The sequence below is a fragment of the Paraburkholderia sp. RAU2J genome (genome assembly GCF_003634845.1).
Classification (GTDB): domain Bacteria; phylum Pseudomonadota; class Gammaproteobacteria; order Burkholderiales; family Burkholderiaceae; genus Paraburkholderia; species Paraburkholderia fynbosensis.
This window is the reverse complement of sequence record NZ_RBXG01000002.1, coordinates 1,284,120-1,302,727: the sequence shown is the minus strand read 5'-3', so window position 1 is coordinate 1,302,727 and position 18,608 is coordinate 1,284,120. Positions and strand designations below refer to the sequence as shown.

Below are 18,608 nucleotides of genomic sequence, written 5' to 3'. Positions count from 1 at the left end.
CCTTGCACGCGGCGCCGCAGCACGATGTCGACGCAAGCCGCGTCACTGAACCGGATTCGCTTGCAGCGCTGCCGCGATATCGCGGCTGACAGACGCCAGCGCGCGATCGTGCGCGGCGACCATCGGTTCGAAGCCCGCACCGGACACCGGCTCGCGCGCAACGGAGCGGCCCGTAACGATGCGCCCTTTCGCAGGCGGGCGCACGGCCCATAGCACGTCGACGGTGACGTCCCGCCCCGGCGCGGACTCGAAGCGCATGACGTCGATGCGCACATGCCAAACGCCCAGCGGATCGCGCGTCGTGTCGTACACCGAAACCTGCGGTGAATTGAGCAGCACGGCCAGGTCTGCGGCAATCACGCGGCCAACGTCGCCGCTCAACGGTTGCGCCCAACGGGCGAACTCGTTGACTTCGACCTCATTATCGCCGAGCCGGGTCACGATCTGCGGCCGATCCACGATGTCCGGTATCGTGACAGGACCGATCACCACGGCGATCGAGCGGGTCGCGCCCGAGCTGGCGAGCGACCGGTCGGGGCTCAGCGTGTAGAAACTGGTCGAGGGCGACTTGCATCCGCCGAGCCCGCCGACGACGAGCGCAATTAACAGACATCGGAAACATGCCGCCGCGTACCTCATGGTTTGTCCTCCGACTTGCCGCGCACGAGCGCTTCCGGATGCCGCGACAGATAGTCGGCCAGCGTACGCAGCGTCGCGGCGGTGCGAGTCAACTCGTGCATCGCCTCTTCTGTCGATTGCTGTAGCGACGAATCCGGTTGCAGCGCGCTATTCGCGGAATCGAGCGTGGATTGCGCGGACGTGAGTGTGTCACGCGCCTTCGGCACGACTTCGTTATTGAGCTGGGAGATCATCGTGTTGGTCGAGCGCAGCATCGTGCGCGTGTCGGTGCCGATCGCCTCGAACGGAACATTGTTGAGCTTGGCCAGCAGGCGCGTGACCGAGTCCTGCAGCGACTGAAGCGTGCGCGGTATCGCCGGCAATTCCGGCGGCGTCTTGTTCCAGTCTATCGTCGCCTTGGGCGCATCCGGGAAATAATCCAGCGCGACGTAGAGCTGGCCGGTCAGCGGATTGCCGCTTCTAAGCTGGAACCGGAAGCCGTGTTCGACCAGATAGTTCGCCATGCCGCGCGGGTCGTTGCTGATCCGCCCTCCTGTGTCGCCGCCCTGGTAGCGTGACGTGAAGCGCTCCGGATAGATCTGTACTTCGACGGGAATGCTGAAGCGATTGTGCGCCGGGTCGAAGCGCGTATAGATGGCCGTCACTTCGCCGATCACGACACCGCGGAAATCGACCGGCGCGCCAACCGTCAAACCGCGCACCGAGTCTATGAAATTCACGATGTATTTATCGACGATCCGATCGTGCTGTCTCATCGCGTCGGCACGCGTGGCGTACAGTTCGAACCCCGTGCCGGCCGGGGCGTTGGCCCCTTCCTGCGAGCCCGGCGGCGACTCGAAAGCCACGCCGCCGATGATGATGGAGACGATCGACTGGGTTTCGATGCGCACACCGCTGGTATCGATCGCCATGTCGACCCCGCTTGCGTGCCAGAAGCGCGTATCGGTTTTCACGAACTGGTCGTAAGGCGCATTGACGAACACCTTCAGCGTGACGCCGCGACCATCCGGGTCCAGCTTGTAGGAGGCGATCTGACCCACGCGAAGTCGGCGGAAAAAGACGGGCGTGCCCACATCGAGCGAGCCGAGCCCCGTGCTCTTCAACGTGAATTCGCGCCCCGGCACGTCGCTCGCGAACGCCGGGGGCTCTTCGAGTCCGACGAAACTGCGCCGCGCTTTCGTCGCATTGCCGACATCGACATCGACGTACGATCCGGAGAGCAGCGTGCCGAGCCCCGAGACCGTACCGCCCGAAATACGCGGTCGCACCACCCAGAACCGCGTGTTCTCCACCATCAGACTCGCGACGTCGCGAGCGACCTCCGCCTGCGCGACCACGTTCTTGTGATCCGGCGACAGGTTCACGGCCTCGACCACGCCGATGTCCACGTCCTTGAACTTGAGTTTCGTCTTGCCGGCTTCAAGCCCCTCGCCGGTCTTGAAGCTGATGGAGATTTTCTCGCCGCGTTCCAGTACCGCCTTCGTGGCAAGCCATCCGCCGATCAGCACGGCCACGATCGGCACGAGCCACACCAGCTGCATGCGCCAGCGCGAGCGCGGAACCGGCTCCGCCGCGGGCAGATCAGGCGCATCGGACTCGTCATTTGACCCGGACATGATCCCTCTCCGCTGCGTCCCAGATGAGACGCGGGTCGAAAGCCATCGACGCCAACAGTGTCAGCACGACGACCGCCCCGAACGCGATCGCGGCCGGGCCCGCCTCGATCGTCGCCAGCGCGTGGAATTGCACCAGCGCAACGAGCATCGTGATCACATAGATATCGAGCATGGACCAACGCCCGACCAGTTCGATCGTGCGATAGATGCGGGTGCGCTGCACGGGAAGCCATTGCGAATGAAGCTGGGTCGAGACCGCGAGATACGCGAGGCCCAGAATCTTGAGCATCGGCACCACGATGCTCGCGACGAACACGAGCACGGCGAGCGGCCATGAGCCGGAGATCCACAGATAGACCACGCCGCTCATGATCGTGTCTTTCTGCGCGCCGAAAAGCGAACTCGTGTTCATCACGGGCAGCACGTTGGCGGGGATATACAGCACCATGGCGGCGGTCAGAAACGCCCAGGTCCGCGACAGACTCGCGGGCTTGCGCCGATGCAAATGCGCTTTGCAGCGTGGGCACGCGTGCACGCCCGAGCGCGCCGGATCGCGCAACAGCAGTCCGCACTCCTCGCACAGCACGAGCCCATACGCGGATGCCGTCACCGCGCGGCGCCGCAGCTTCAGAGGCGGCGGCCGCCACGCGCCGTTACCGTTTTTTCCGGCGCTGATGCGCGACCATATCTCGTGCGGATCGAATGCCGCCGATGCCGCGGCGAGCAGCAGCATCAGCACGACGAACGACCATAACGCGGTGCCCGGCACGACCTTCGCGATGTGCGCGAGCTTGACGAGCGCGACCAGCAGACCGAGGATCAGCACCTCGGTCATGCCCCACGGCCGCGACAGTTGAAACAGCCGGAAGCCCTCGACCGCGCGCCACGGCACGCGCCCGAAATGCATGGGCACGAGCAGCCACAGCATCGCCAGCGTCTGCAACACCGGCATCAGGATCGTCGTCATGAGAACCAGCACCGCGAGCGGCCAGGTGCCGTGCGTGTAAAGCATGCGGACCGAGCCCGCCAGCGTCGTCTGAACGAGATTGCCGTTGATCGACAAACCGACGATCGGAAAGACGTTCGAAATGACGAGCAGCACGGCGGACGCGAGGCTAAAGGCGAGCGCATATTCGGGGCCGTTCGTGCGTCCCCTGCCGAGCTCGGCGCGGCAACGGCGGCAACGCAACGCGCTGCCGGGCGTGAGCGGCGCTCCAAGCTGAAGCAGGTCGCACTCCTCGCACGCGATGATCTCCCGCTGCGTCGTCTCGCTCATCTCGCCTCCAGAGCAACCGCCGGGTCGCGCGCCGGAGCCGCGCCGCGCGCGATGGGTGCCTCGGGGGCCGCGGGGGCTGCCGGTGCGCTATCCGGCGACGCGGCCGATGCGGGCTGCGGATACGACAGTTTTTCCGCGGCGAGAACCCAGCCGCCGCCCATCGCCTTATAGAGGTTGACGAACGACGTCAGCTCGGCGCCCTGCGTCTGCGCGTAGTTCAGCTGTGCGTTGAACAGGCTGCGCTCGGCGTCGAGCACTTCGATGTAGCTCGTATAACCGCCCTCGTAACGCAGACTCGCGAGCCGCGCGTAGGTGTGCAGCGCCTCGACCTGCTTGCCCACCACGGCCAGCTGCTCGCGTGTCTTCTGCACGGAGATGAGCGCGTCCTCGACTTCCTGGAACGCCACCTGAATCGACTTCTCGTACTGGAACAGCGCTTCCTGCTGGCGTGCCTCCGCCTGGTGCACCTGGCCCGAGATATTGCCCGCCGTGAAGATCGGCTGTGCCACGCTGCCGGCAAACGACCACACCCGCGCGGGCCCGGTAAAGAGATTCGAGAACTGCGAGCTGACCGTGCCGAACATCCCCGTCAGCGAGATGGATGGAAAGTAAAGCGCCTTGGCCGCGCCGATCAGCGCGTTTTCCGACACCAGGGTCTGCTCGGCCTGCAGCAGATCCGGACGGCGTTCGAGCAGGTCGGAGGGCAATCCGTCCGGAATCTGCGGCGTGCCCAACGTCGACAGTTCGCGGCCGCGCAGAATCGCGCCCGGATTCTTGCCGATCAGCACGGACAGCGCGTTTTCCTGCTGGCCGATCTGCATCTCGATCTGCGGAATGGTGGCTCGCGCCGCCTCGGACTCGGACTGGCTTTGCGCCAGTTCCATTTGCGACACCTCGCCGCCCTTGAAGCGCAACGTGAAGACCCGCACCGACTCGTCGCGGCTTTCCACGGTTTCCTTCGCAATCTCGAGCTGCCGGTCGAGATCGCGCAGGTTGATATACGCGGAGGCGACTGAGCCGACCAGCGTCAGAATGGTGGCCCGGCGGCCCTCCTCGCTCGCCAGCAGGTTCGCGCGGGCCGCCTCGGTCTGACGGCGAACCTTGCCGAACAGATCGATTTCCCACGAGACCGACGCCGTCGCGTCGAACTGGTTGTAGATGGGGCTGACACCGTTCGGTATCGGTATGCCGGCCGCCGCCGACGCACGCTGGCGCGACGCGTCCGCGCCCGCGCTGATCTGCGGAAAGAGCGCGGAGCGCGTCGTCACGAACTGGGCCCGAAACTCGTCGACGCGGGCCGCGGCCATCTTGACATCGCGGTTCTCCTGCAGCGCGGTGGCAATCAACTGGTCGAGCACGGGGTCCTGAAACTGCTCCCACCAAGCGACGTTGGCAATCTCGGCAGCCTCGCCCTGCGCGAACCGGTATGTTGCAGGCACGTCCACCTTGGGGCGCGCATAGTCGGGGCCGAGCAGGCACCCGCTCAGCGCAAGCAGCGCAGCGCAAGCCGACAAACGCCCCAGTAGCGTCCCGTCCATGTCAGTTGCTCTCTTGCGACGGCGCTTGCGGCGGCAAGCCGGGCTCCGCCGCTGTCGCGCCCGGCCCCGCTCCGGCCGCGCCTTTGTCCGGCGTCGGCTTGCCGCCGCGCGAGCGCGACGACATCGTTTCGAGCAGGTAATAGAACATCGGAATGAAGAACACGGCGATGGCTGTCGCGCCGATCATCCCGCCGATCACGCCGGTGCCGATCGAATGGCGACTGTTGGCCGACGCGCCCGTCGCGATGGCGAGCGGCACGCAGCCGAGAATGAACGCGAGAGACGTCATCACGATCGGACGCAAGCGCTCTTCCGCGGCCGTCATGGTGGCATCGATCACGGACGCGCCGGTTTCCCGGTTCAACACGGCGAATTCGAAGATCAGGATCGCGTTCTTGGCGGCGAGCGCCACCAGCATCGTCAGCCCGATCTGGAAGTAGACGTCGTTGCTCAGGCCGCGTAGCAGAACGGCGAGCAATGCGCCGAAAAGCGCGAACGGAACCGCCATCAGCACGCCGACCGGCAAGCTCCATTTCTCGTACTGCGCGGCGAGGATGAGGAACACCATCACGAGGCCGAACACGAAGACGAGCCCCGACGTGCCACCCGATTGCCGTTCCTCGAAGGCCTCTCCGCTCCAGGCCACGCTATAGCCGGGCGGCATCTGCGCCGCCAGTTCCTCCAGGGTGGAGATTACCTGCCCGGAACTGTATCCGGGCGCGGCGTTCGCCGTGATCTTGATCGCCGGGAAGTTGTTGAAGCGCGTGACCAGATCGGGCCCGACGACGAACCGGTAGGTCGCCACGGAGGTGACCGGCAGCATCGTGCCGGACTTGCTGCGCACGTAGATCTGATCGAGGTCGGCGGGCGTCAACCGGGCCGACGGTTCGGCCTGCAGGATCACCTGCCAGAGCCGGCTCGAACGGTTGAACTGCGACACGTACAGCGAGCCGAACATCGTCTGCATCGTGCTATACGCGTCTTCGACCGGCACGCCGAGCGTTTCGGACTTATCGCGGTCTACCTCGACCAGCAATTGCCTCGACGACGCGTTGAACGTCATGGTCACGCCGGTCAGCTCCGGACGCTGCCGCGCTTTCTGCACGAACTGTTGCGTCACCTCCGCGAGCTGCGCGATGCTCGCATCGCCCGTGCTCTGAATCCACATTTCAGTGCCGCCGGTCGTGCCGAGCCCCGGAATCGACGGCGGGTTGACGGGGAACACCACGCCTTCCTTCACGTCCGCGAAGTGGCGGTACGCGTCGAGCAGCACCGTGCGCGCATTCTGCGTCCTGATGTTCGCCGACGTGTAACGATCCTCGAAACTCTTCAGGCCGACGAAGAACGTGCTCGAATTGTTCTTGTTCTGGCTATCGAGCAGGCTGAACCCATCGACCACCGTGATACTCCCGACCGCCTCCTGTTTCATGAAGTAGTCGGTCACCTTCTGCGAGACCTCTCCGGTCCGGTCGAGGCTCGCCGCGTCGGGCATGATCACCGCGCCGAGCAGGTAGCCCTGGTCCTCCGGCGGCAGGAACGCCGACGGAATCGAGCGCACCATGAGCACCGCGAGGACGATCATGCCCACGAAGAACAGCAGCCCGAAAATGAACCGCTTGATCACCAGCTTGACCGCGCGCGAGTAGCCCGCCGTCATCCGGGCGAACTGCCTGTCGAACCAGCGGAAAAAGCCCTTTTTCTCGTGATGGGTGCTCTTGAGCAGCAACGCGGCGAGCGCGGGCGACAAGGTCAGCGCCACGATGCCGGACAGCACGACCGAGATCGCAATCGTAATGGCGAACTGCTTGTACATTTGCCCCGTGATGCCGCCGAGGAACGCCACCGGCACGAACACCGCGCACAGCACCAGCACGATCGCGACGACCGGTCCCGCCACCTCGTCCATCGCCTTTTTGGCGGCGTCTTTGGGATTGAGCTTGTACACCGTCATGTTTCGTTCGACGTTCTCGATCACGACGATCGCATCGTCCACGACGATCCCGATCGCGAGCACCATCCCGAACAGGGTCAGCATGTTGATCGAGAAGCCCAGCAGCAGCATGAACATGCAGGTGCCGACAATCGAGACCGGCACGGCGACGATCGGGATCAGCGTCGCGCGCAGGCTTTGCAGGAACACGAACACGACGATGACGACGAGCACCAGCGCTTCGAAGAAGGTGTGAATCACGTCGGAGATCGACGCCCGGGTGAACTCGGTCGTATCCATGGCGATTTCATAGGTCAGCCCTTCCGGAAACGACTTGTTCAACTCCGCCAGCGTCGCGCGGACCTTCTTCGAGACTTCGAGCGCATTCGCGCCCGGCTGCTGATAAACGGCGAGGACGGTCGCGGGCTTGCCCTGGAACCGGCTGCGAATGGAGTAATCCTTTTGCCCCAGTTCGGCCCGCCCGATGTCCCTGATCCGCACGATCGCCGCCCCGCCGCTCGCCGCGCGCACGATGATGTTTTCGAACTCGGAGGGCTCGGCGAGACGGCCGGTCGTCGTGACGGCGAACGACTGTTCGACGGATTTTCCCGTCGGCGACTGCCCGATGCTGCCCACCGCGAACTGCTGGTTCTGATTGGCGACCACCCGCTGCACGTCGGCGGCCGTTACGCCCAGTTGCGCCATCCGGTCGGGTTTCAGCCAGATCCGCATCGCGTAGTCCGGATTGCCGAAAATGCTGGACTGGTTCGCACCCGGAACGCGCTTGATCGCATCGAGTACGTAGATGTTGGTGAAGTTCGCGATGTAGACCGAATCGTACCGGTCCGTTGGCGAATAGACCGCGATCACCATCATGAAAGCGGACGACTTCTTCTGCACCTGAATGCCCTGCGCCTGGACCGACTGCGGCAGCTGCGGCAGCGCGAGGTTCACGCGGTTCTGCACGTCGACCTGAGCCAGTTCCGGGTTCGTGCCGATCTCGAAGTACGCGTTGATGGTCAGGTTGCCGGTGGATGAACTCGACGAGTTCATATAGATCATCTTGTCCGCGCCGTTGACCTGCTGCTCGATCGGCGCGGCGACGTTGTTCGCCACGACCTCCGCATTGGCGCCTGGATAGGTCGCGGAGATGGTGATCTGCGGCGGCGTGATGTCCGGATATTGCGCGATCGGCAACGCGAACATCGCCAGCGCACCACCTAGCGTGATGACGATCGAAATGACCGACGCGAAAATCGGACGATCGATGCAGTAGTGCGAGATGCTCATATCGGCGGCCCTTTCATTGGGTCGTACCGCTGTGGGTTCCTTGCGCCGTCCCCGATGCCTGCGCGGAAGGCGGCGGCGCGGCACTGCCGGAGGCGGCCGCCGCGGCGGGCGCTGCGCCTGGCACCGGGCCCGGGACAATCTTGAGCTGCTGTCCAGCCGAGACGCGCAGCGCGCCATCCACCACGATGCGTTCGCCCGGCTTGAGCCCGTCCGATATGAACCAGTCATCGCCCTGCCAATCGCCCACTTCGACCACGCGCTGCCGGGCCTTGGACTCGTTGTCGACAACCCACACGAAGTGGCTCTTCGAGCCTTGCAGGACGGAGCGTTGCGGCACGAGAATCGAGTTAGGCCGGAGCGCCCCGGAGATCCGGGCCTTGACGAACTGGCCGGGGCGCAACGTCCCATTCGGATTGGCGAAAACCGCCCGCACGAGGAACGTCCCGGTTTCTGTGTTGAAGGCCGGATTGGCAAAGTCGATGCGCCCCGAGTGCTCGAACATCGAGCCGTCGGCCAGAACGATGTGCACCACGAAATCATTGTTCTGCGGGAATTTCAATTGACCGGCGGCAATCTCGTCGCGGTACTTCAGCATCATGTTTTCAGAGATGCTGAAGTTCACCCACATCGGGTCGAGTTGATAGACGTAGGTCAGCAAGCTGTTGGAAGTGGCCGTGACATAGCTGCCGTCCTGCTGACGCGCGAAGCTCGACAGCCCCGTGAGCGGCGACTTGATCGTCGTGTAGCCGAGATTGAGCTGCGCCGTCTGGACCTCTCCCTGCGCGGCGATGACCGCTGCGGCAGACTGCTTTTCGTTGCCGATCGCGTCGTCGAGGTCTTTCTTGCTCAATGCGTTCTGGGCGGCCAGAGGCTCCACGCGCGCGAGATTCGCCCGGGCCACCTGCAGCCGCGCTTGCTGCTGCGCCAGTTGCCCCCTGGCGGTTTGCAGCGCGGCCTCGAACGGCTTGCTGTCCATCTGGAACATGGTCTGGCCTGTCTTGACCACCTGCCCTTCGGTATACATGCGCTTGTCGAGAAAGCCATCCACCCGCGCGCGAATCTCCACTTCGCGAGAACTCTGGGTTTGAGCGGTAAAGTCGAAGTCGACAGGCGTATCGCGCTGGACCACGGTCGTGACGGTCACTTCCGGCGCGGCGGCCGCCGGCGCGGCGGGATGCTTCTTGCAGGCGACCAGCAGGGTCATGGCCGCTGCCAGCAACAGCAGCGCGCGCCCCGAACGATGGAAACGGCCGGAGGGCTCCGCGGGTCCGCGAAGATGCCGCCGCTGCTCGGTGTGGAGGACGGAGACGGTTTTCATTGCGCGACCCGCCTGATCATAAGGCCGTACAGTTGCCGAACAGCACCATGGCGTCCTGGCTATTGACGATCGTCAGGGTCATCGATCCGTCTGTCGAATCGACGACGAGCGTCCACCCGAAGCCCATCTCGGTGCCGTCCATGATGATCTGGCTGGCGTCCTTGCTGGCGATATGCATGGGCGTCGTTCGCGCGGGTCCGGTGATCACTTTCTTGTCGAAATCGAGCGACAGAAACCGGGGGGCGCCGATGTCGTCCGGCAACGAACGGGTGCAGGCGATGCCCGGATCGCACGCGTGCGCGTCGATCGTCGCGCACAGGAGCGGCTTGCTGCCATCGAAGCCGGCGGCCCATGTATCGAGTGCGACGACGCTGAGCAGAATCGTGAGTAAAACGGACCCGGATTTCATCGCGTACTCCCGCGTTTTCTTTGAAGGCTGCGCGCACAGTGAACCCGCGCACGCGCCGTCACCCAGCGAACGCGTCGGGTCAGGTAGCCGCGCCTTCGGTTCGAAGCGGCCGACCGCCCGGTTGACGCGCTGACTTAGGTCAGTTTGGTTGTAGCCATACGGGGAGACAATGGGACTTTAGTCTCATATCGCCAGGTGGGGTGAGCGTGCTTCAAGGGCGCAACGGACCGTTTATCGCCAGTTCCACCGCCTTGAGCAGAATCGCCGCATTGAAAGGTTTGCGCAGATACGCTGCGGCGCCCGACGCCAGCGCCGCCTGTCGAACGGCGAGTTCGTCGTGAGCCGTGATCATGATGATCGGCAAACCGAGCGGCGCAAGTTGACGCTGGACTTCCAGGCCGCCGGTTCCCGGCATCTGGATGTCCAGAATGACACACGCAGGCCGATATGACGGAATCGCCGACAGCGTATTCAACAGTTCGTCGCCACTTGAGAACGTCTCCGCCTCGATCCCTGCGGAGTGCAGCAGACGCTTGATGGCCCGGCAAACCGATTCGTCATCGTCGACCACAGCAACGATTTGGTTGGGGTTGACCATATGGCGACGCGAACACGCTGTCGCTCCATGAATAGATCATTGGTGCTTCAGACTAACGGCAGACTGGGAAATGAGATATAGGACTTTGGTCCACTAGCGGCAGCTAGCGGGGACCGAAGACGATGAACGTTCCCCGGTCCCTGATCGGACCATGCAGGACTACTTGTCGTCGGCCGGGTACAGGCCGGCTTTTTCCGCGAGCCGAACGAGTTCGACGATCGATCGGGCTTTCATCTTCTCCATCACGCGCGCCCGATGAATCTTGATCGTCTTTTCGGCCGCGCCAAGATCGCTGGCGACCTGCTTGTTCAGGCGTCCGGTCAGCACGAGCACCATGACCTCGCGTTCACGGCGCGTGAGATGGTTGACCCGCTCCTGAAGCTCCGCCGCTTCGTTTCTTTTCGCAAACTCGATGCAAGCCCGTTCGAGCGCGCGATCGATCGCGGCCAGCAATAGCGACTCGCACACCGGCTTGGGCAGAAAATCGAGCGCACCGCCCTTCATGGCTTCGACGCTCGTGCTGACGTCGCCCCGCCCTGTCAGAAAGACGATGGGGAGCAACTGCTTGAGATTGCGCTGCACGTCGAGCCCGGTCATGCCTGGCATCTGCAGATCGAGAACGAGACAGGCGGGCGTGCTCGCCAGATCGGCCCGGTCCAGAAAAGCATCCGGGCTCTCGAAGGATTCGACGTGATAACCCGACGCGCGCAGCAGTCGGGCGAGCGCGCATCGCACACGCTCGTCATCGTCGACGATGAAAACGCGGGCGGCGGCCTGACTCACGACGGCCGGAGGCGGCCCTATCGCAGGTCCGCGCCCCGCGGCAGCGCTATGTGAAAGGATGCTCCCTTGCCCTCGTTGTTCTCCGCCCATAACCGGCCTCCGTGCGCCGTCACGATCGTGCGGCTGATAGACAGACCCAGTCCGAGTCCTTGAGGTTTGGTCGTGAAAAATGGCCTGAATATTTTGCTCATCTTGTCGGCGGTCAATCCCTGACCCCGGTCTTTCACCGTAATCCGCACGCCTGTGCCGGATTCTTCGCGCACCGTCGTTTCGATCAGGCGGTCCTTCGGGTCGCATTCCTTCACCGCGTCGAAGGCGTTCAGCAGCAGATTCAGTACGACCTGCTGCAATTGAACCTTGTCGCCGAGCACCATCGACAGATTCTCGGCAATGTCGAATGTCGTGCTGACCTCGCGCGCCATCGCATCGCTGTGCACAAGCAGCGCGATGTCGCGCACCACACCGCCCACATCCACCGGTTGCAACTCCATGTCGCCTTTTCGCACCATCGTGCGGATCTTCTTGATCACTTCGCTCGCGCGACAGCTATCCAGGACGATGTCATCCACCGCCTCACGCAGGTCTGCCGTATTGGCCTTATCCGATTCGATGAATTTCTGCGCGGCCTGTGCGTTGCTCAGGATGGCTGTAAGCGGCTGGTTCAACTCGTGGGCAAGAGAACTCGCCAGTTCTCCCAACGAAGCGACGCGCGCCAGATGCATCAGCTCCTTGCGGTTTCGATCGACTTCGCGGCATGCATTGCGACTCGATATCGCGATGATCCGCACTTGCTCATTGCCCGCGCCGTATTTCGTCGTATTGGTTTCGACGTGAAAACCTTCACCGTCGCTGCGCCGCGCGAAGCGCATCTGGGTGGTTTTTCCGTTACTCGTGCTGTTTGCAACGTCATCGTCCGCGCCCGTGGACTGGCAATCGCGCAGGCTCCGGATCGGAAATAGCATCTCGGTCGATGCACCGATCAATTGTTCTCTCGTGTAGCCGAACAGTTCGATCGTGCTCGCGTTCGCAAAAGCGATCCGATTCTGCGGATCGACCGTGAGGATCGGGACCGGCAACATGTCGAGCGCGTCGCGCCACGAAATTCGCTGGTCCAGCATCTCGCGTCTGAGCCGCCCACCTGCGCGCAGCCACGACACGCATGCGCCCGCGTAGCTTCGCCATCCCGACCTGGAACCGGCAAGCTCACGCTCGTCGGCTGCTACGGGCAGCCTGAACCGGTCCGCAGCGTCGCGAATGAAAGCGGCCGATTCGGCTTCAGGCGTTCCCAAACGCGGATCGCCCCGCTCGTGAGTCGAACTGGTGTTGAGAATGAAGGCGCCTGCATCCCGATGGGAGCCTGGGGAAGGACGGCGCGGTTGCACATAGAGGGTCATCGCAAATCCAACCACGCCTTGCATCAGGTCCTTGCCCTGCACGATCAGGTTGATCATTGGAATCTCCGTCACCAGCGTCAAGTGCATGTATGGAGTCAGTCAACACCACCGCAACGCCTGGTCTGCCGGATTACAGCGCTTACGCCGATTCCGTGGCCGATCACGTCGTACACCAGTAACTTGGAAACAGTATAGGATCATCAAGCGGCGATTTCATGAGAAAAAGATGCAATTTTCCAAATTCACGTGCCCACTGTAGGCCAAGGTTTCTGGTCCTTTCTGACATACATTAGTTGTCGTCGGAATAATGGCACACAGCTGATTTCATACCGGGTTAATTATCCATACGCTTTTCCAGAAGTGCGAAAACTTGACTACGGGCGTCTTTTTCTAATATGCAGCCGGCATTTATCTGTGGTGGCGGCTCGCTGGACGCACTGCAGAGGGATTTCGCGCGTGACAAACCTTCCACACGAACTCTCCGGCGAAACGATTTTCGCCACGGATTTCGATACTATCAAGCGCGCTTCCCGGTTTTCCATGATATTTTTTTGCCTACAAATAGCATGCCGAAATTTATAACGACACGATCCACTCGTGGTTAACCCGTCCGCCAAAAACCGACATATTTAGAAAATGTTTAATTTTTGTTCAGCGCATTCGATGTCGCTCTTATCGCGACGCAGCCGTTTTCTAAAATGCATCCCGATCCGGCACTATAATTCGCGGCGATGCTCGTGCGAATTCAGTAGCGACTTCCAATGAATACGAACGCCGGTAGCGACGAAGACATAGCCTGGACTGCATCAAGAATGACGAGTCATGGCGCTGGCCCGCCGGATAGAGATGACCGCGGCCGGCCCGGTCGGGGCGACGCCGGACTTATGCGCGGGAAGGACGACGATCCGGAGAACGGTGAAATGGCATCGCCGAAGGCCATCATTCGTTGGCCACGGCTTCGATTCGCCCATCCCGGATCGCGCCCACGAACGCGCGATAAAACGCGAACGCAGACGCCGACATGCGCGCGAAGCAGATCGTCATCAACGCCGGAATGCGGCCCTCATTGGACTTGATGAGCCAGTCCACCGGATCTTGACGATCCACGGGCGCCGGCCATCCGGCCGCGACACGCGTGGCACCGTGTCGGGCAGGAGCCGGCCGTCGCGGGCCCGTTCATCGGCGGTCAGATACGTGCGCGCGCTCTGCGACGCCGCGATCATACGCGGAGAGTCGACGGCCTTGCGCATGGTTACGCCCCGTTGTCCGGCTCTCGCCCAACCACGTGATCCATCACGACGCTTTGCGCCGGTCTTATCGCACTCCGTCGCGCGCGCTGACGGGTTCGCGACGCAACGGCGCCGCCGTCGGCTACGCCGGTTGATTCAGCGTGGCGGAACGGTCCAGCATGTTTTGCTCGCTTACAGGTCGAGCCGGTTCACCTTCGTTCCGGAGAGCGACAGATCCGCCATCAGACCGACATTGGTCAATACCAGCGCCACGACCTGCGAATTCACGGACGACGTGTCCAGTGCACCGTTGGCGCCGACTTTCGCAATCGAAACACCCGCGTCGGCGCCGGCGGACCAGCCGTTCGAGTTGCGGAACGTGTCCAGCGCGTCCTTCGTCATGAAGAGGAAGATGATCGCGGTCGACTGAACGCCGGCCTGAAATCCAAATGAAGCGGCGGTCGTACTGTAGTAACCGACGGTCGCGCCACCGACACGCAACGCCCCATCGCCGTGCGAGCCGCCCACGATAAAGGCCGCTTTTTTCACGTCCGGAAAAACCAGAATCCCCTGGGCCTTCGCCATGAGCTCATGCGAACCCTGGACCTCCGTGGTCAGCCGCGACAACGTGCCGTTCACAGCTGCATCGATCTCATGCCGCTTCGACGCGGCAGTCTCGGGACTCTTGCCACCACCCGATGTCGTGGTGCAACCCGTCAAAGCCAAACTCGCGGCAGCGCCTGAAATCGCGATCGTTTGCACAAAGTTCCGTCTGTTCATTATCTAGCTCCGTTGTGGTTACAGTGCGAATCGCCGGCCGCTGTGTCCGGCCGCTTCGGTCCCTTGCTCTATCGCAATCCGGCAGGTGGCTGCCGTGCAACCCGGCTTGCCGGTCCCCCCACGCGCAGCGCGGCGGGTGCGCGACGACACCCGTGAAGCTCTCACCCGGCCTCACACTTCTGTCCACACGGCGCAGGCGTCCGGATTGCGCCGGACATATCGAGCCGCCATGCCTTCGATGACCCAGGACCGCGACTGCAACGCCTCCGCTTACATGATGTCACGGCGCGGCAATTGGGAAATCGGACCTTGGTCTTACAGGGCGCCCCCCTGGAGGCGCCGCGTGAGCGTTGGACAGACCGATCGCCCGAAGGCACCATGTCGCCCCTTGCTTCGTGAATGCGCTATGCACAATCGCCGCCCGTCATCAACCGCCCAGCGCAATGATCGCCATGGTCAGCACGACGCCGAGCGCCGCCATCGCCAGTCCCGCTCTCCATCCGCCGAACCCGGCGTGGTGGCCCAGCGCCATCCCGCTGCCGAATAGCATGGCAATCGTCAGCACGCGCGAAACGATCAACGCCGTCGAGACGTCCGCGAACAGCACGAACGGCAATGCCACCGGGAAAGTCGACACAACGACAATCACGAAGATGCCCACCGCGCCAACGACGTCATCGCGCAAAAAGCGCGGACGGCCCGGCCAATCGGGGATCGTGGCGATGCGCGCCCGGATCGGCTCCAGTTCCGTATCGGCGATCAGCGGTGTGATCCATGCCGGCAATGCCTTGCGAAGCGCACGAACGCCCGCGGCCGCGTCCTGCTCGTGTTTGATGTTCAACGCGAGGGTCAGCCGGCGGCCGCGATTCGTCAGCGTGCGCACGAGGAACATCACCGCGTCCGCCAGACCCCACGCGAGGTTGCAGCCGAGTGCCGTATAGAACATTTTGCGCCCGGCGCCTTCGCCCGCCGTCGCGGCCGACACGGCCCCGACAAACGTGAGCGCCATGAAGAGGCCAAAACACAGTTCCGATACCCGATCGACGGTATCCAGAATCGGCTCGCGAGCGCCGATGTCCTGCTGATCCATTAGACCGGTAAAGCCCATGAGATCTCCCGCCGCGGTTAGCGTGTGATCGTTCTCACCATCTGGCCGAACGCGCCGATGCCATTGAACATCATGCAGCATACGGCTCGCGATCCGGCGCCGATATTGGACCAAGGTCGTATGGTCTTCCCGCGCGCCGCGCACTACATTGCAAAAGGATCGTTGGCTAATGACTCAGCTCATCTACGCGCGGAGACAGGGCAATGGCGAAGACCCAGGCGAAAGGGGGCCCGTCCGTCGAGGGCAAGGCACTCTCATACAAGGAGTACCGCAAGGCGTTGTTCGATCTGCATGTCGAACTCGTCAAGCTCCAGGAATGGGTGGTGCAAACGGGCAGCAAAGTCTGCATTGTTTTCGAAGGACGTGATGGCGCGGGCAAGGGCGGCACCATCAAGGCGCTCACCGAGCGCGTGAGTCCGCGCGTATTTCGCGTCGTCGCGCTCCCCGCGCCGACCGACCGGGAAAAGAGCCAGATGTACGTGCAGCGCTATCTGCCGCACTTGCCGGCCGCGGGGGAAGTCGTGATCTTCGATCGTAGCTGGTACAACCGCGCGGGCGTCGAGCGGGTGATGGGCTTCTGCACCGACGCGGACGCCGTGGCCTTCCTCAAGGCGCTGCCGCTGGTCGAGCGGGCGATCGTCGAGTCCGGGGTGATTCTCCTCAAATACTGGCTGGAGGTCAGCCCCGAGGAACAGACCCGCCGTCTCGAAGCCCGCATCCACGACGGGCGTAAGGTCTGGAAGCTCACGGATATGGATTTGAAATCGTATAGCCGATGGTATGACTACTCGCGTGCGCGCGACGCGATGTTCGAAGCGACGGACACCGGGATCGCCGCGTGGCACGTGGCGAATTCGAACGACAAGCGGCGCGTGCGACTGAACATCATCAGCGATGTACTGAGCAGGATTCCCTATACGGCGATGCCGCGCAAGAAAGTGACGCTACCGAAAAGGCAGAAACCCGACGGCTATAAGGAACCGGACCATCCGTTCAAATACGTCGCCGAGCGATTCTGAGCTTGGTGGGATCGCGGTGGCGCAGCCAAGGTCTCTCTGCCTGAGTTGGCTCTTGCAAAACCCGCTTATCTTGCCATCGTCGATGAACGCCTCCTCGAGAACTTGGATCGGCACGATATCGGTCGGCCGGACGGCCCAATCGACCACGTAGATCGCACGTAGGCGTGACTCGGGCATCGCCATCTGCAGCCCGAAATGCAGTCAGCAAAGATCTGGCATGTGCGAACTGATGTCGCCGGTTCACATACCGTGCACCTGAGAGTAACCCGGCGCGTTTGGATCATTCGTGTACGCGGGAACAAGCCGTTCCTGATGCAGGGCCACCGCATCCTCAAGTTTCTTGCAGAGCTGATCCGCATTGCTGATGGCCGGCAAACGCCTCACGGGATGAGCTGCATCGTTGGTCATCAGGATGATCGTGCCGGTGCCGAACAGGCGTTGCCACCATGGGTGGATCGAGGTGATGCACTGAATCCGGGAAAGTTCGAGAGTCGACACACGGCGATGCAAAATGCCCTGCGTCCAGGAAATTCGTGCGGTATCGATGACGATTCGGGTGAACGCGGTCTTGACGACCGGCAAACCGACACCGATCAAAACCGCGCCGGCTTGTGCAAGCAGCACATTCCACTGAAACGGGAAAGCGTTCGACGTGCAGAGATGTACACCGCCAATCATTGCCATGACAACGCCCCCCTTCAGGAGCGCTGGAAGATTGCAGGCCTGCGACGGCGCGCCGCTGAAAATCACCTGATTAGCCATCGCGTTTATTCCTTTTTTGACCGACGGCCCGAGTCGTCCGTCGAAAAAGGCGGCGCTGCCCGATTGGGCTGCGCGTCGGCGAACTGACTGCTGACCGGTGACAATGCCATGACCGTTACGCCAAGCACACTGACATAGGGCGATTGTAGCGCAGTGATCGTCGCAGACCGGCCCACGGCCTTTTTCGGCGCGAGGAAGTGTCGTTGGGCGGCCTGCTGCGAAACACCGCTGGGGAATGAAGTGAGGCGGTCGTCATCCGTCCGGGTTTAGTCCCATGCAACGATCGAGACCATCCCGAGAAATATTTGAAAAGCGAGGTTTTCGCGGAATACCAGCCATGCGAGCACCGCAGTGAGTACGCCTTCCATTTTTGGCCGCTTTAGCGCGACCCTGCGGCCATTGCGGCCGTTGCGGTCCGATGCGTGAACGTCGCAAGAGGGTCGGGCGCGCTTTTTTGTATGTCGATAACGCGATCGCCCCATCGCCAGTAGTGCTTTCAAACATATCGCAAGATTACGATATATACTTCGCGATGTAGCGATGCAGATGCGTCGACGCCTTCCGGCGTCCCGGCTGCCTGTTGTCGAATAGCTTGAACGAACCCAGATGAAACCCGATATCGACGCGATCCACAAAGCGCTTGCCAACCCGGTCCGCCGGGAGATTCTCGGCTGGCTGCGGGAGCCGCACGCGCATTTCGCCGATCAGGAGTTGCCGCTTGATCACGGCGTATGCGCGGGCAAGATCGACGCGCGCTGCGGCCTGTCGCAGTCCACCGTGTCGGCGCACCTCGCGGCCTTGCAGCGCGCGGGGCTCGTCACGTCGAAGCGGGTCGGTCAATGGGTCTTTTTCAAGCGCAACGAGCCCGTCATCCAGGCGTTCCTCGATCATATGAACTCCCGGCTCTGAACGCTTCGCT

At 62.6% G+C, this 18,608-nt stretch carries 16 protein-coding genes; 2 read left to right on the top strand and 14 right to left on the bottom strand.

Annotation, left to right across the window (positions count from 1 at the left end; genetic code table 11):
* Positions 1 to 42: 42 nt before the first annotated feature.
* From B0G69_RS23325 to B0G69_RS23270, 13 genes are all read right to left on the bottom strand, one after another.
* Complete coding sequence (locus tag B0G69_RS23325; RefSeq protein WP_121321428.1) at positions 43 to 639, bottom strand: PqiC family protein; 597 nt, start codon at positions 637 to 639, stop codon at positions 43 to 45.
* Positions 636 to 2,255: an MlaD family protein gene (locus B0G69_RS23320; protein WP_121321426.1), complete on the bottom strand. Its 1,620-nt coding sequence runs from the start codon at positions 2,253 to 2,255 to the stop codon at positions 636 to 638. Before B0G69_RS23320 ends, B0G69_RS23325 begins: the two co-directional genes overlap by 4 nt.
* Positions 2,239 to 3,531: a paraquat-inducible protein A gene (locus B0G69_RS23315; protein WP_121321424.1), complete on the bottom strand. Its 1,293-nt coding sequence runs from the start codon at positions 3,529 to 3,531 to the stop codon at positions 2,239 to 2,241. The genes B0G69_RS23320 and B0G69_RS23315 overlap by 17 nt, the downstream gene beginning before the upstream one ends.
* Positions 3,528 to 5,069: an efflux transporter outer membrane subunit gene (locus B0G69_RS23310; protein WP_121321422.1), complete on the bottom strand. Its 1,542-nt coding sequence runs from the start codon at positions 5,067 to 5,069 to the stop codon at positions 3,528 to 3,530. The genes B0G69_RS23315 and B0G69_RS23310 overlap by 4 nt, the downstream gene beginning before the upstream one ends.
* A gap of 1 nt (position 5,070) precedes the next feature.
* A complete protein-coding gene (locus B0G69_RS23305) occupies positions 5,071 to 8,289 on the bottom strand; it encodes a multidrug efflux RND transporter permease subunit (RefSeq protein ID WP_121321420.1) in 3,219 nt (1,072 codons plus the stop codon).
* 13 nt (positions 8,290 to 8,302) lie between these two features.
* A complete protein-coding gene (locus B0G69_RS23300; RefSeq protein WP_241991543.1) occupies positions 8,303 to 9,493 on the bottom strand; it encodes an efflux RND transporter periplasmic adaptor subunit in 1,191 nt (396 codons plus the stop codon).
* Between the two features lie 130 nt (positions 9,494 to 9,623).
* The gene (locus B0G69_RS23295) at positions 9,624 to 10,016 is read right to left on the bottom strand and encodes a hypothetical protein (RefSeq protein WP_121321416.1); all 393 of its coding nucleotides are present in this window, start codon (positions 10,014 to 10,016) and stop codon (positions 9,624 to 9,626) included.
* 211 nt (positions 10,017 to 10,227) lie between these two features.
* Complete coding sequence (locus B0G69_RS23290; protein ID WP_121321414.1) at positions 10,228 to 10,614, bottom strand: response regulator; 387 nt, start codon at positions 10,612 to 10,614, stop codon at positions 10,228 to 10,230.
* Between the two features lie 159 nt (positions 10,615 to 10,773).
* A complete protein-coding gene (locus B0G69_RS23285) occupies positions 10,774 to 11,397 on the bottom strand; it encodes a response regulator (RefSeq protein WP_121321412.1) in 624 nt (207 codons plus the stop codon).
* A 17-nt stretch (positions 11,398 to 11,414) separates the two neighbouring features.
* A complete protein-coding gene (locus B0G69_RS23280) occupies positions 11,415 to 12,848 on the bottom strand; it encodes an ATP-binding protein (RefSeq protein ID WP_121321410.1) in 1,434 nt (477 codons plus the stop codon).
* An 882-nt stretch (positions 12,849 to 13,730) separates the two neighbouring features.
* On the bottom strand, positions 13,731 to 13,898 hold the full coding sequence (locus tag B0G69_RS41085; RefSeq protein ID WP_158608968.1) for a hypothetical protein: 168 nt from the start codon (positions 13,896 to 13,898) through the stop codon (positions 13,731 to 13,733).
* A 314-nt stretch (positions 13,899 to 14,212) separates the two neighbouring features.
* The gene (locus B0G69_RS23275; protein ID WP_121321409.1) at positions 14,213 to 14,800 is read right to left on the bottom strand and encodes a YSC84-related protein; all 588 of its coding nucleotides are present in this window, start codon (positions 14,798 to 14,800) and stop codon (positions 14,213 to 14,215) included.
* A 427-nt stretch (positions 14,801 to 15,227) separates the two neighbouring features.
* Complete coding sequence (locus tag B0G69_RS23270) at positions 15,228 to 15,908, bottom strand: hypothetical protein (protein ID WP_121321407.1); 681 nt, start codon at positions 15,906 to 15,908, stop codon at positions 15,228 to 15,230.
* Positions 15,909 to 16,111: 203 nt separating this feature from the next.
* On the opposite strand from B0G69_RS23270, the gene ppk2 reads away from it, so the two are divergent.
* A complete protein-coding gene (gene ppk2 / locus B0G69_RS23265) occupies positions 16,112 to 16,927 on the top strand; it encodes a polyphosphate kinase 2 (protein WP_121321404.1) in 816 nt (271 codons plus the stop codon).
* Between the two features lie 240 nt (positions 16,928 to 17,167).
* Here the strand turns inward: ppk2 and B0G69_RS23255 are convergent, their stop codons facing one another.
* Positions 17,168 to 17,689: a PH domain-containing protein gene (locus B0G69_RS23255; protein ID WP_121321402.1), complete on the bottom strand. Its 522-nt coding sequence runs from the start codon at positions 17,687 to 17,689 to the stop codon at positions 17,168 to 17,170.
* Positions 17,690 to 18,295: 606 nt separating this feature from the next.
* On the opposite strand from B0G69_RS23255, the gene B0G69_RS23250 reads away from it, so the two are divergent.
* Complete coding sequence (locus tag B0G69_RS23250) at positions 18,296 to 18,598, top strand: helix-turn-helix transcriptional regulator (protein WP_121321401.1); 303 nt, start codon at positions 18,296 to 18,298, stop codon at positions 18,596 to 18,598.
* The last annotated feature ends 10 nt before the right edge of the window (positions 18,599 to 18,608 follow it).

Bases quoted from the DNA above. Each gene is read 5' to 3' on its own strand.
- B0G69_RS23270 (WP_121321407.1), bottom strand. From the start codon at position 15,908: ATGGGCTTTACCGGTCTAATGGATCAGCAGGACATCGGCGCTCGCGAG.
- B0G69_RS23300 (WP_241991543.1), bottom strand. From the start codon at position 9,493: ATGACCCTGCTGGTCGCCTGCAAGAAGCATCCCGCCGCGCCGGCGGCC.
- B0G69_RS23290 (WP_121321414.1), bottom strand. From the start codon at position 10,614: ATGGTCAACCCCAACCAAATCGTTGCTGTGGTCGACGATGACGAATCG.
- B0G69_RS23295 (WP_121321416.1), bottom strand. From the start codon at position 10,016: ATGAAATCCGGGTCCGTTTTACTCACGATTCTGCTCAGCGTCGTCGCA.
- B0G69_RS23325 (WP_121321428.1), bottom strand. From the start codon at position 639: ATGAGGTACGCGGCGGCATGTTTCCGATGTCTGTTAATTGCGCTCGTC.
- B0G69_RS23320 (WP_121321426.1), bottom strand. From the start codon at position 2,255: ATGTCCGGGTCAAATGACGAGTCCGATGCGCCTGATCTGCCCGCGGCG.
- B0G69_RS23310 (WP_121321422.1), bottom strand. From the start codon at position 5,069: ATGGACGGGACGCTACTGGGGCGTTTGTCGGCTTGCGCTGCGCTGCTT.
- B0G69_RS23280 (WP_121321410.1), bottom strand. From the start codon at position 12,848: ATGATCAACCTGATCGTGCAGGGCAAGGACCTGATGCAAGGCGTGGTT.
- B0G69_RS23250 (WP_121321401.1), top strand. From the start codon at position 18,296: ATGAAACCCGATATCGACGCGATCCACAAAGCGCTTGCCAACCCGGTC.
- B0G69_RS23315 (WP_121321424.1), bottom strand. From the start codon at position 3,531: ATGAGCGAGACGACGCAGCGGGAGATCATCGCGTGCGAGGAGTGCGAC.
- B0G69_RS23275 (WP_121321409.1), bottom strand. From the start codon at position 14,800: ATGAACAGACGGAACTTTGTGCAAACGATCGCGATTTCAGGCGCTGCC.
- B0G69_RS23255 (WP_121321402.1), bottom strand. From the start codon at position 17,689: ATGGCTAATCAGGTGATTTTCAGCGGCGCGCCGTCGCAGGCCTGCAAT.
- B0G69_RS23305 (WP_121321420.1), bottom strand. From the start codon at position 8,289: ATGAGCATCTCGCACTACTGCATCGATCGTCCGATTTTCGCGTCGGTC.
- ppk2 (WP_121321404.1), top strand. From the start codon at position 16,112: ATGGCGAAGACCCAGGCGAAAGGGGGCCCGTCCGTCGAGGGCAAGGCA.